Genomic DNA, 11,706 nt, shown 5'->3' on the forward strand with positions numbered 1-11,706 from the left:
CCGAACGACCGCGACCGAATGACCGTCCTCGCCTGACCGTCATCGACGGGAACGTCCCGTACGCGCCCGCGTGACAGCAGCGCGTGCGGGTAGACACAGCGCACGCGTCGGCATACCCGACGTGTGTCCGGCATATACCCCCCGGGGTATCTGACCCTCAAGGAGCACGGCAATGGCAGTTGAGGTGTCCGTCATCGCGACGTCCTCGCTCGGCGACCGCAGTTACCTGGCCTCCGACGGCACGGTGGCGATCGTCGTCGACCCCCAGCGCGACATCGACCGGATCCTGTACCTCGCGGGCGAGAAGGGCGTCCGCGTCACGCACGTGCTGGAGACCCACATCCACAACGACTACGTCTCCGGCGGACTGGAGCTGGCCCGGGTGACCGGCGCCCGCTACCTCGTCGGCGCGGACGACGAGGTCGGCTTCGACCGGACGCCGGTGGCCGACGGCGACACGGTGCCCGTCTCCGGCGCACTGCGGCTGCGGGTGCTCGCCACGCCGGGGCACACGTTCCACCACCTGTCGTACGTGCTCGACGAGGCCGACGGCGCCGGCTGGCGCCCGGTCGGCGTGTTCACCGGCGGCTCGCTGCTCTTCGGCACCACCGGCCGCACCGACCTGCTCGGCGGGCAGCACGCCCACGAACTCGCCCACCACCAGCACGCCTCCGCCAGGCGCCTGGCCGACCTGCTACCCGACGGCGCCGAGGTGTGGCCCACCCACGGATTCGGCAGCTTCTGCTCCGCCAGCCAGTCCGACGCGCCCGAGTCGACCATCGGGCGGGAGAAGCAGGCGAACCCCGTGCTGCGGCTGGCCGCCGACGAGTTCGTCACCGAGACCCTCGCCGGGCTCGACGCCTACCCCGCGTACTACGCCCACATGGGCGTGGCGAACCTCGCCGGCCCGCCGCCGGTGGACCTCACCCCGGTCGGCCGCGCCGACGCCGCCGAACTACGGGAGCGGATCGCCGCCGGCCAGTGGGTCGTCGACCTGCGCCACCGCAAGGCGTACGCCACGTCGCACCTGGCGGGCACGGTCGCCCTCGGGCTCGACGGCCCGATGTCGACCTGGCTCGGCTGGCTCATCGACTGGGGCACCCCGCTCACCCTGCTGGCCGAGACCGAAGAGCAGGTCGCCGACGCCCAGCGCGAACTGGTCCGCATCGGCATCGACCGGCCGGCCGCCCAGGCCACCGGCGACCCCGGCCACTGGGCGACGGAGCCGGGGCAGCTGCGTGAGCTGCGTATGGCCGACTTCCCCGCGCTGGCCGCCGCCCGGGCCGGCGACACCCCGGCGGGGCTGCCCGCCCCGGACGTCGTGCTCGACGTCCGGATGACCAACGAGTGGACCGGCGGTCACGTCGAGGGCGCCGTGCACATCCCCCTGCCCGACCTGCCGGGCCGCCTCGCCGAGGTGCCCGCCGGCGTCGTCTGGGTGCACTGCGGCTCCGGGTACCGGGCCACCGTCGCCGCGTCCCTGCTGACCAACGCGGGCCGCGAGGTCGTCGTCATCGACGACAGGTTCGACCGGGCCGAGGCCGCCGGGGTCGCCATGAGCCCCCGCGCCGCCTGACCGACCCGCGCCCCCGTACGACGACTCATCGCTGCATCCCCTTGACGAGGAGACATGGACACTTCACCGAACACTCACCCCGCCACCCTCGACGCCGGCACGCTGCGCGAGCTGATCGAATCCGGACGCGCCCCCCGCATGCTGGACGTGCGCACCCCCGCGGAGTTCGAGACGGCCCACGTCCCCGGCGCCTACAACGTCCCGCTCGACGTGCTCAGGGAGCACCGCGAGGAGCTGCGGCGGCACCTCGACGAGACGGTGGTGCTGATCTGCCGCTCCGGTGCCCGGGCCGCCCGGGCCGGTGAGGCCCTCGCCGGTGTCGGCCTGCCCCACCTCAGGGTCCTCGACGGGGGCATGACCGCGTGGCAGGCCGCCCAGGGACCGGTGCGGCGGGGCACGCCCCGCTGGGAGCTGGAGCGGCAGGTCCGCCTCGTCGCCGGCTCGATCGTGCTGCTCAGCATCCTGGGCTCGGTGTTCGTACCCGGCCTGAAGTGGGTCGCCGGCCTCATCGGCGCCGGCCTCACCTTCGCCGCCGTCACCAACACCTGCGCAATGGGCATGCTGCTCGGCAGGCTGCCCTACAACCGCGGCGCGAGCTGCGACGTGCAGACCCTCGTCAGCCGGCTGGGGGACCCCGCAACGCCCCGGCCGCTGCCGTGACCGGCGGCCTCGCGCTGACCGTCGCGCTGGCCGTCCTCATCGGGGTCAGCCTCGGCCTGCTCGGCGGCGGCGGATCCATCCTCGCCGTACCGCTGCTCGTCTACGTCGCCGACCTGCCGGCCCGGGAGGCGATCGCCACCTCGCTGCTCGTCGTCGGGGTGACCAGCGTCGTGGGCGCGCTGCCGCACGCCCGGGCGGGTCGGGTCCGCTGGCGCACCGGCCTGCTCTTCGGGGCGGCGGGCATGGCCGGCGCGTACGCCGGTGGCCGCCTCGCCGCGTACGTCCCGGCCGCCGTCCTGCTCGCCGGCTTCGCCGTCATGATGCTCGCCACCGCGACGGCCATGCTGCGCGGTCGGCGCGCCGGCCCGGGGCGGCAACGGCGTGAGCTGCCCATGGCGCGGGTGCTCCTCGACGGCGTGCTGGTCGGGCTGGTCACCGGGCTGGTCGGCGCCGGCGGCGGGTTCCTGGTGGTGCCGGCCCTCGCGCTGCTCGGCGGCCTGCCGATGCCGGTCGCGGTCGGCACCTCACTCGTGGTCATCGCGATGAAGTCGTTCGCGGGGCTGGCCGGCTACCTGTCCACGGTCGACATCGACCCGGGCCTGGCCACGGCCGTGACCGCCGCCGCCGTCGTCGGCAGCCTGGCCGGCGGCCGGCTGGCCGGGCGCGTCCCGGAGGCCGTGCTGCGTGCCGCGTTCGGCTGGTTCGTGGCGGCGATGGGCGTCTTCGTGCTGGCCCAGCAGTTGCCCGAACAACTACGGACGGCCCCGCTGCCGTGGACCGTCGCGACGGCGACGGTGGTGGTGGCAGTGGCGGTCGCCGGGGTGCGACGGAGACGCCAGCGGGTTCCGCCGCGCCCGGTGTCGTCTGACTCCAATACGACTGGGCACAGACAGGGATCGATGTAAGAATTACGCTGACACTGGTGGACGTTCGAGCAGGTAGTCGTCGGCCCGGGCGCGCACGACGCTCCCGCTCCGCCCCGGGATGAGCCCGATGCGGTCGAAGGACGGGACGCCGTCATGAGCGCATGGCGACCGGGTCCGTTACCACCGCAGCCTGCCGGCGCCACCGAAGGCGAGTTGCGCCGGTTGGGTCGACGCTACGCGGTCCTCATGCGCACCACGGCGCTGAGTTGTGTGAGCGGCGCCGCGTTGTTCCAGGCGGCCCCCGACCGGCGCGCGCTGGTCGTGGGCGTGGCCACCGGGCTCGCCGCCTGGAGCGTGGTGTATGTCCGCTTCAGCTCCCGCGGGTGGCTCCTGCCCGTGGACACCCTGGTGATCATGCTGCTGTGCCTGACCCAGCGCTGGACCGTGCCGCCGGACGCGGTGGTGGACAGTACGAACTGGGTCCTCGCCGTCGTGACGGTCACGGCCATCGCGCACCAGTGGCTCACGACCGCAGCCGGCGGCGTACTGCTGACCACCGCAGTCGTGGTGGCGCACCTGGCCGGAAACGCACTTGCCCTGCCCGGGACGTGGCCGGGCACCGTTCCGCTCGGCCTGTGGACCTTCGCGGAGGCTGGCCTGTCCAGGGTGCTGTTCCTGCTCGTGCGGGCCGGAGCCCAGCAGGCTGACCGGACCGTCGCGGCGAGCGAACGGGTCCGGCGCGACGCCGCGGTCGCGGCGGCCCGACGTGCCGACGAACGGGAGCACCTGGCGGTACTGCACGACACCGCGGCAGCCACCCTGCTCGCGGTCGGCACCCGCATGGTCGACGGCACCGAGCCGTGGCTGGCCGCACAGGCCGCCCGCGACCTGGAGATCCTTGCCGCGCAGCCGGACCTCCCCGACGGCGACACGGACCTGGTACGGCTGTTGGACCAGGTGGCGCGGCACGCCCCCGTCGCAGTGGAGGTGCACTCGCCGGCAGCCGTGCCGATGCCGGCGATCCCCGCCACGGCGATCAGCGCGGCGGCTCGGGAGGCGCTGACGAACGTGGCGCGCCATGCCGGCGTCGACACCGCCGTACTGGTGGTCAGGCGAGCCGGGGACCGGATCCTGGTGGAGGTCTCCGACCAGGGCAGGGGCTTCGCGCCGGAACGGGTACCGCCACACCGGCGCGGGGTGTCGCAGTCCATAGCGCAACGCATGGCACGGGTCGGCGGACGAGCGGTCGTGACGTCCCGTCCTGGCGCCGGCACCCGGATTTCCCTGGAGGTCCCGGATGACTGAGCCGGTCGCTCACCTCATGGCGGCGAAGCTGCTGCGCGGCCTACGCCTGGCCACGCTGGGGATCACGGTCACCACGCTGTTCGGTTTCGCCCTGCCGTTGCTGGCGACGGGCTCGGAGACCTACAGCAGCCCGGCCCAGCAGGTGCTCGCCTTCGCGATCCTCACCGTGGTCGCCGTCGTGGCCGGGGTGCGGATCCTGCGGGACGAACCGCTCGGCCGGCCGCGCTGGGTCCTGGTGGCGGCGGTGATCGCGGCGGCGGTGCTGGCGACCACCGGAATCCCCGCCGCCGAACTCATGTCGGAAGAGGAATGGTCCTACGGCGTCATCGGCTGGTTCGGGATCCTGCTGCTGGTGGACCACAGCGTCGTGGGTGCGGCCGTCTTCCTCGGCACGTACACGGTCGCGAGCTTCGCGCAGTTGGCGCTGCTCGGACAGGGGCACGAGACCGCCGACCTGGTGGTCGTCACCGCGATCATGTTCGGTTGCGAACTGCCGGTCCTGGCCGGCGCCAAGGCGCTGCGCGGCCTCGTGGCCACCTCGTCGGCCGCCACCGCCGACGCGGAGCGGGTGCGGACCGCCGAGGCCATCGCGGAGCACCTGCATGCCGACCGCCGGCTGAGATACGCCGACCTCGCCACCACGTCCATACCGCTGCTGGCCGACCTGACGACCGGTTCGGTGAACCTGGGCGACGAGCGGGCCCGCAGCGCCTACGCCGTGGCGGCGGCACGGTTACGCCGTCTGTTCGCCGAACATGACGAGGCGGCCGATCCGCTGTTGCACGAACTACGCGCCTGCCTGGATCCGGCGGAACGCCACGGAGTCGCGATCTACCTCGGGACGTGCGGGGAACGGCCGACACCACCGCTGGCGGTACGTCGCGCGTTGACGGAGCCCGTGTTGCGCATCTTGCCGAACGTCACCTCCGAGATGCGGGTCACGGTGCTCGGCTCGGCGACCGGAGTCACGGTGAGTCTCCTCGCCGACGCCGACGCCAGCGATCCCGCCGACAGCGATCCGGCAGGCGGCGCCGTGCACAGCGGGGTGACCGTCACCCGACTCGTACACGGTGCGAAAGTGTGGGTAGAGGCCACATGGCAAGCGCGGGGCTGAACACGGTGGTGGTCATCGACGACCACCCCGCGATCATCTCCGGGATCGAGGCGTGGTGCGGCGCGGCCGAACCGCCGGTCCAGGTTGTCGAAGCCGGCAGGACACCGGCGGTGGCGTGGACGGATCCGGGTCTGTCCGCCGACGTGATCGTGTTCGACCTGCTGCTCAACGGGCAGGTCCCGGCGTACCCCGACCTGCGGCGGCTCGTCGACGCCGGCCGTCGAGTGATCGTCTACACCATGCGAGAGGATCGCGACACCTTCCTCACCTGTCTCGACCTCGGCGCACTCACCTGCCTCGCCAAGACTGAGGGGCCCGGGCACCTGGTTCCCGCGATCCGCGCGGCGGGCCAGGACCTGCCCTACACCTCCCCGTCCATGGCCCGCGCCATCAGCACGGACGCCCGGCCCGACCGGCCGCGACTCACGCCGAGAGAGGTCGACGTGCTGGTCAACTGGTTCGCCTGTGAGTCCAAGGAGATGGTGGCCCGCAAGCTCGGCCTGTCCGTGCGTACGGTGAACAGCTACATCGACCGGGTCCGCATCCGCTATGCGAACGCCGGACGCCCGGCCTCCACCAAAGCGGCGCTGGTCGCCCGGGCCATTCAGGACGGCCTGGTCCGGCTGGAAGAGCTGTAGCGCACCTGACACGGGCCGTGGGTCGATCGACCGTCACGGCACCCTGCTGCCCCGCCCTAGCCTTCGGGCAGAGGACAGACGGAATAGCTCCGCAGTCCTTTCATGACCCGATCGGAGGAAATCATGGGGAAGCTACGAAACCGCATCACGGCGGCAGCGGCAGGGGCCGTACTTGCGGTCACTGCTCTCGTCGCGACCAGCGCCGGCGCATCCGTGGGTACCGGTGACGTGACAGCAGCCGCATGAGAAAACGACCAGGTGGTGGCCGCGTCGTCACCCGGTTTGTCGAGTTCCGTGTGCCAGACCGGCCCGTACGGCAAGTCGTGTTTCCAGAAGTACGGCGACAAGTTCTGGGTGGTGGACACCTACACCAACGGCCGTGGCCACTATGCCCAGTGGGAGAACTGGCTGCACAACGGAAGCACCTGGGTGCTTTACCGCAGGGGCACGTGCAGCAACGATCTGACCACGGGGGTCTGGGGCTACTGCAACAAGGAATTCTATGAGGACAGCACCAGTCCCAACCCGCTCGGCGGGCGCGGCAGCGGGATCAGGTTGTACTCGTGCGACGCTCTGGTCGGTTGCCAGGGGTACACCTGGATCCTCAACAACGGCTAGGCGCAGAATGGGGTCGAAGATCGGTGGTAGGGGTCGCCCTTCGACCCCATTCCGCGCTGCCACCGTGCACGCCTCGTCGAACCGCGAGTGCTCTGGTACTCCAGCAGGAGATCGCTCGGCGGTCTGGTGCAGGCGCCGTGGTCTCGCGGGTTCAAGCGAGATTAGTGCGGGTCGCGGGGTTGACCGGGTAGGGGCCAGAGGACGTGGTACGCGTCTTCGGTGCCTGGAGCGCATCGTCGACTGATGTCGATGAACACCGGGCCGTACGGCGATTCGACACACCAATGCTCGAACTGGTCCAACTCTTGGGCCGCGTACCGTGCGAGCAGCCTGGCGAGTTGGTGAATCTCCGCTTCGGTCATGCGATCTGGGGTGGCGTCCTCGGCGGCCATCTCGTCATCCTGCTGCATCAGATGATGGTGGGCCCGTCAGGGTTCGGCGAGGGCCTGCCGGGCGCAGTGACTAGGATTGCCCGCGCGACGTTCAGCGCGGGTGCACCAGGGCGCGCCGGGTAGCATCCCGCCCGTGGGAGTGCGATTCGAGGAACTGGCCTGGCGGGAGACGCCGATCGGCCTGATCAGCCTGCGTCGGCGCCGCGACCCGTCGCTCGACGTCGAGGTGTACGAGGTCAAGCTCGACGACGAGTTCCTGATGTCCAGCCTCTTCCCCGTCGCGGAGATCGAGCTGGCCCGGCTGGGCCTGGCCCCGTTGACCGGGCAGCACCTCGACGTGGTCGTCGGCGGCCTCGGGCTCGGCTACACCGCCCGCACCGCGCTCGCCGACGACCGGGTCGGCTCGCTGCTGGTGGTGGAGGCGATCGAGGACGTCATCGACTGGCACCGTCGGGAACTGCTGCCCTTCGCCGCCGGGCTGGCCGCCGATCCGCGTACCCGCTTCGTGCACGCCGACTTCTTCGCCGCCGTCGCCGACGGCAGCGGCTTCGACCCGCGCGAGCCGGGGCGGCGGTTCCACGCCGTGCTGCTCGACGTGGACCACTCGCCGCGCAACGTGCTGCACCCCACCCACGCCGCGTTCTACACGTCGGAGGGGCTGCGCCGGCTCGCCGCCCATCTGCACCCCGACGGGGTGTTCGCCCTCTGGTCGGACGATCCGCCCGATCCCGACTTCGAGGCGACCCTCGCCACGGTGTTCCGCACCGCGCGGGCGCACGTCGTGCCGTTCGCCAACCCGCTGACCGGCGGGGAGTCGGCGAACACCGTGTACGTCGCCCGGCGCTGACCCCGGGGATCGCCCTGACGACGGACGCCCGGGCCGGCGCCGGCATGCCGCCGTGCGCAGCGGGAAGGCGGGCGGGGGCCGCGCGGCGCGGTCGGGAGTCACGGAGGTGGACATGCGGACCATGCTCTGGGTCGTCGGCGTCATCGCGGGCGCGCTCGTCCTGCTCGGGCTGCTGCTGGAGGCGGTCCGCTGGTTGGTGATCATCGGCGTGGTGGCCCTGGCCGTGGTCGTCGTCCTGGCCGTGGTCAAGGGGCGGCAGGCGATGCACCACTCCGCCGGGCGCCGGTGACGTCGAGTGCCGCCGCCAACTCCTCGTCGTAGGTGGCCAGCGGTCGCCCGTCGGCGGCGTAGGCGACGAGCCGGCCGTGGGCCATGGTCGCCGACCGGAACGAGAACGTCCGGGGGCCCGGGTGGGGCGCCAGCAGCGGGATGACCCGGGGCGCGCCGCCGGGGGCGGAGTGGTACTCCAGCCGGGCCACGGCGGGCGACACCACGCCGTTGACCCGGACCTTGGTCTTCTCCCTGCGGGTGCCGAACGTCACCGGGGCGTCCGTGCCGTACGCGGCGCACTGCACCGGGCCGCGGCAGACGAAGAAGTAACGCGGGTTGTCCACGTCGGCGAGCGCGTACGCCTTGAAGGTCGGGTCGGCGCCGGCCGGCAGCGGCTGCACGGCGAAGAACGCCACGGCCAGCGCGGCGGTGGTGCCCGCCCGCAGCCAGCCACGGGCCGCCGGGGAGCGGCGCCGCGCGCCGGCCACGGCCAGCGCCGCCCCGCCGAACCCGGCGAGGCAGAGCGTCGCGACGCCGAGCGCCCGCGCGTTCTCGAGGAGGAACTGGATGCCGGGGGTCGGCGAGACCGGGGCGAGCACCACGCCCAGCGAGACCACCATGGTCACCAGCAGGGCGGCGCCGGCCACCCGGCGGGCGAACCCGGCGGCCCCGATCAGCAGCATCGCCGCCAGGACCGGCCAGATCTGGTGGTGCGTCCAGGAGACCGGGGACGCGGCGACGGTCGCGCAGCCGACGAGCACGGCGGCGTGACCGGGCCGCCCGTTCGCCGCCAGGTGCCGGGCACGCAGCAGGGCCACGGCGCAGACGACGGCCACCAGGGCCGCCCACAGCGCCGGCAACGATCCCGGGTCGAGGCCGAGCCGCAACAGCATGCCGTGCACCGACTGGTTGCCGAGGGAGGCGAGGTTGCCGATCCGGGACGTGTTGCGCACCGCCTCGGTCCAGTACGTGCCGCTCTCCGCCGGCAGGACGGCCGCGCCGAGCGCCGCGCAGGCCAGGAACGTCAGCACGGCCCGCCCGGCGTCCCGGTACCGGCCGGTGACGAGGAAGTAGACCACGAACAGCAGCGGGGTCAGCTTGACGGCGGCGGCCACCCCGACGAGCACGCCCCGCAGCCGGGCCGGGGCCATGCCCATGCCGTCCAGCAGCGCGAGCAGCACGATGAAGACGCTGACCTGGCCGAAGCGCAGGTTGCTCTGCACCGGCGCGGAGAGCATCAGGGCGCAGGCGACCGCCGGCACGACCAGGTGCCGGCGGTGCCCGTCGGCCAGCACGCGGCCCACCGGCACCGCGATGGCGACCACCGCGAGGCAGGTGAGCACCAGCCAGGCACCCTGCACGACGCCCTCCGGCACGGCGGCGACCGGCCAGAGCACGAGCGCCGCGAACGGCGGGTAGGTGAAGGGGCCGCCGTTGTCGGCGACGAACTCGTAGAGCGGTCGGCCCGCGTGCAGGTGCAGCAGCGCGCCACGATAGATGTGCAGGTCGGAGAGGCGGTCCGGGCGGAGCGTGACGAGCGCCGACGACCCGGCGGCGAGCAGGACGAACACCGACCAGAGCGCTGCGACCCGTCGATCCCGCACCCCTGGATCGTACGACCGGCGCGGGTCGGCTGGGGGGAACCTCGACCGCTACCTACGCAACCGTAGGTTACCGTGGGGTAGGAACAGGACGTACGGCGGAGGAGAGACATGGACCTGAGCGTGGAGCGGCCCTGGCTGCGCAGCTACGCCCCGGGCGTGCCGGCGAGCGTCACGCCGTCCGACGAGTCGCTGGTCGACCTGCTGCGCGACGCCGCCCGCCGGTTCGGTCCCCGGGTCGCCCTGGACTTCTTCGGCGCCGGCACCACGTACGCCGACCTGGCCGACCAGGTGGGCCGGGCGGCCGAGGCGCTGCGCCGGCTCGGCGTCGGCCGGGGCGACCGGGTGGCGCTGGTGCTGCCGAACTGCCCGCAGCACGTCGTCGCCTTCTACGCCGTGCTGCGGCTCGGCGCGGTGGTGGTGGAGCACAACCCGCTCTACACCGCGCAGGAGCTCGCCCGACAACTCGCCGACCACGGCGCCCGCGTCGCGGTGGTCTGGGACAGGATCACCCCCCTCGTACGCGAGGCCGCCGGCGAGACGGCCGTCGAGACGGTGGTCGCGGTGGACCTCACCCGGGCGCTGCCCCGGCGCAAACGCTGGGCGCTGCGGCTGCCGCTGGCCCGGGCGCGGGCCACCCGCGCGGCGATGACGGGTCCCGCGCCCGGCGCGCTGTCCTGGGAGCGGCTGGTGGCCGAGGCGAGCCCGCTCGACGCCGCGCACCCCGCCCCCGGCCCCGACGACACGGCGCTGTTGCAGTACACGGGGGGCACCACCGGCACCCCGAAGGGCGCCATCCTGACCCACCGGAACCTGCGGACCAACGCGGCGCAGGGTCGCGCCTGGGTGCCGGGCCTGCGCGACGGCGAGGAGACGGTGTACGCGGTGCTGCCCCTGTTCCACGCGTACGGGCTGACGCTCTGCCTGACCTTCTCGGTGAGCATCGGCGCCACGCTGGTGCTCTTCCCCCGCTTCGACCTGGACCAGACGCTGGACGCCGTACGCCGCCGCCCGCCGACCTTCCTGCCCGCCGTCCCGCCGATCTACGAGAAGCTGGCCACGGCCGCCCGGGAGCGTGGGGTCGACCTCTCCTCGGCCCGGTACGCCATCTCCGGCGCCATGGCGCTGCCCCCGGCGACGGTCGAGCTGTGGGAGTCGGTCACCGGCGGGCTGCTCGTCGAGGGCTACGGCATGACCGAGACCTCGCCCGTCGCCCTGGGCAACCCGGTCTCCCCCGCCCGGCGGCCGGGCACGGTCGGCGTGCCGTTCCCGTCCACCGACATCCGCATCGTCGACCCCGAGGACCCGTCGCGCGACCGCGCCCCGGGCGAGGCGGGCGAGCTGCTCGTCCGCGGGCCGCAGGTGTTCGCCGGCTACTGGAACCGCCCGGCGGAGACGGCGGCGGCACTGCTGCCCGACGGCTGGCTGCGCACCGGGGACGTCGTGGTGACCGACGCCGACGGCTTCGTCAGCGTGGTCGACCGGATCAAGGAACTGATCATCACGGGCGGGTTCAACGTCTACCCGTCCGAGGTGGAGGACACGCTGCGTAGCGTTCCCGGTGTGCGCGACGCCGCCGTGGTCGGCCTGCCCGGCGAGCACGGCGAGGAGGTGGTGGCGGCGGTCGTCGCCGACGAGGGGACCCAGCTCGACGAGGCGGACGTCCGGGCGGCGTGCCGGCGGCACCTGGCCGGGTACAAGGTGCCCTGCCGCGTGGTCGTCGTCGAGGAGCTGCCCCGCTCCCAGCTCGGCAAGGTCCTGCGCCGCGAGGTCCGCGACCGGCTGCTCGCCGGCGGCTGAGACCACCGGGACGGGCAGG

The 11,706-nt window shown here is 73.1% G+C and carries 12 protein-coding genes; 10 read left to right on the forward strand and 2 right to left on the reverse strand.

The annotated features are described in order from the left end of the window. Positions 1-172 precede the first annotated feature (172 nt). From ACGFIR_RS16395 to ACGFIR_RS16425, 7 genes are all read left to right on the forward strand, one after another. Entirely contained in the window at positions 173-1,576 is a 1,404-nt protein-coding gene (locus tag ACGFIR_RS16395) for a rhodanese-like domain-containing protein (RefSeq protein WP_393145731.1), read from the forward strand. A gap of 54 nt (positions 1,577-1,630) precedes the next feature. After that, entirely contained in the window at positions 1,631-2,236 is a 606-nt protein-coding gene (locus ACGFIR_RS16400; RefSeq protein ID WP_393145733.1) for a rhodanese-like domain-containing protein, read from the forward strand. Beyond that, positions 2,233-3,141, forward strand: a complete 909-nt coding sequence (locus ACGFIR_RS16405; RefSeq protein ID WP_393145735.1) for a sulfite exporter TauE/SafE family protein — start codon at positions 2,233-2,235, stop codon at positions 3,139-3,141. Before ACGFIR_RS16400 ends, ACGFIR_RS16405 begins: the two co-directional genes overlap by 4 nt. Before the next feature lie 207 nt (positions 3,142-3,348). Beyond that, positions 3,349-4,407, forward strand: coding sequence for a sensor histidine kinase (locus ACGFIR_RS16410; protein WP_393145737.1), 1,059 nt, complete (start codon positions 3,349-3,351; stop codon positions 4,405-4,407). Then, positions 4,400-5,521: a hypothetical protein gene (locus ACGFIR_RS16415; RefSeq protein WP_393145739.1), complete on the forward strand. Its 1,122-nt coding sequence runs from the start codon at positions 4,400-4,402 to the stop codon at positions 5,519-5,521. The genes ACGFIR_RS16410 and ACGFIR_RS16415 overlap by 8 nt, the downstream gene beginning before the upstream one ends. Further along, complete coding sequence (locus ACGFIR_RS16420) at positions 5,503-6,159, forward strand: response regulator (protein ID WP_393145741.1); 657 nt, start codon at positions 5,503-5,505, stop codon at positions 6,157-6,159. The genes ACGFIR_RS16415 and ACGFIR_RS16420 overlap by 19 nt, the downstream gene beginning before the upstream one ends. A gap of 282 nt (positions 6,160-6,441) precedes the next feature. After that, positions 6,442-6,777, forward strand: coding sequence for a hypothetical protein (locus ACGFIR_RS16425; RefSeq protein ID WP_393145743.1), 336 nt, complete (start codon positions 6,442-6,444; stop codon positions 6,775-6,777). Between the two features lie 161 nt (positions 6,778-6,938). Here ACGFIR_RS16425 and ACGFIR_RS16430 read toward each other — a convergent pair whose 3' ends face one another. Continuing rightward, on the reverse strand, positions 6,939-7,187 hold the full coding sequence (locus tag ACGFIR_RS16430) for a hypothetical protein (RefSeq protein WP_393145745.1): 249 nt from the start codon (positions 7,185-7,187) through the stop codon (positions 6,939-6,941). Between the two features lie 115 nt (positions 7,188-7,302). On the opposite strand from ACGFIR_RS16430, the gene ACGFIR_RS16435 reads away from it, so the two are divergent. Continuing rightward, positions 7,303-8,016, forward strand: coding sequence for a spermidine synthase (locus ACGFIR_RS16435; protein ID WP_393003680.1), 714 nt, complete (start codon positions 7,303-7,305; stop codon positions 8,014-8,016). Between the two features lie 112 nt (positions 8,017-8,128). Continuing rightward, a complete protein-coding gene (locus tag ACGFIR_RS16440; protein WP_393003682.1) occupies positions 8,129-8,305 on the forward strand; it encodes a hypothetical protein in 177 nt (58 codons plus the stop codon). Here the strand turns inward: ACGFIR_RS16440 and ACGFIR_RS16445 are convergent. Then, the gene (locus ACGFIR_RS16445) at positions 8,262-9,890 is read right to left on the reverse strand and encodes a glycosyltransferase 87 family protein (RefSeq protein WP_393003684.1); all 1,629 of its coding nucleotides are present in this window, start codon (positions 9,888-9,890) and stop codon (positions 8,262-8,264) included. The genes ACGFIR_RS16440 and ACGFIR_RS16445 overlap by 44 nt on opposite strands. Before the next feature lie 108 nt (positions 9,891-9,998). Between ACGFIR_RS16445 and ACGFIR_RS16450 the strand changes: the two genes are divergently transcribed. Continuing rightward, on the forward strand, positions 9,999-11,687 hold the full coding sequence (locus tag ACGFIR_RS16450; RefSeq protein ID WP_393145747.1) for a long-chain-fatty-acid--CoA ligase: 1,689 nt from the start codon (positions 9,999-10,001) through the stop codon (positions 11,685-11,687). The last annotated feature ends 19 nt before the right edge of the window (positions 11,688-11,706 follow it).

It is taken from the genome of Micromonospora sp. NPDC049051 (assembly GCF_043197575.1).
Classification (GTDB): domain Bacteria; phylum Actinomycetota; class Actinomycetes; order Mycobacteriales; family Micromonosporaceae; genus Micromonospora.

Excerpts from the sequence above, each read along its gene's own strand:
- ACGFIR_RS16420 (WP_393145741.1), top strand. The coding sequence starts at position 5,503 with ATGGCAAGCGCGGGGCTGAACACGGTGGTGGTCATCGACGACCACCCC.
- ACGFIR_RS16430 (WP_393145745.1), bottom strand. The coding sequence starts at position 7,187 with ATGCAGCAGGATGACGAGATGGCCGCCGAGGACGCCACCCCAGATCGC.
- ACGFIR_RS16410 (WP_393145737.1), top strand. The coding sequence starts at position 3,349 with ATGCGCACCACGGCGCTGAGTTGTGTGAGCGGCGCCGCGTTGTTCCAG.
- ACGFIR_RS16395 (WP_393145731.1), top strand. The coding sequence starts at position 173 with ATGGCAGTTGAGGTGTCCGTCATCGCGACGTCCTCGCTCGGCGACCGC.
- ACGFIR_RS16400 (WP_393145733.1), top strand. The coding sequence starts at position 1,631 with ATGGACACTTCACCGAACACTCACCCCGCCACCCTCGACGCCGGCACG.
- ACGFIR_RS16450 (WP_393145747.1), top strand. The coding sequence starts at position 9,999 with ATGGACCTGAGCGTGGAGCGGCCCTGGCTGCGCAGCTACGCCCCGGGC.
- ACGFIR_RS16415 (WP_393145739.1), top strand. The coding sequence starts at position 4,400 with ATGACTGAGCCGGTCGCTCACCTCATGGCGGCGAAGCTGCTGCGCGGC.
- ACGFIR_RS16440 (WP_393003682.1), top strand. The coding sequence starts at position 8,129 with ATGCGGACCATGCTCTGGGTCGTCGGCGTCATCGCGGGCGCGCTCGTC.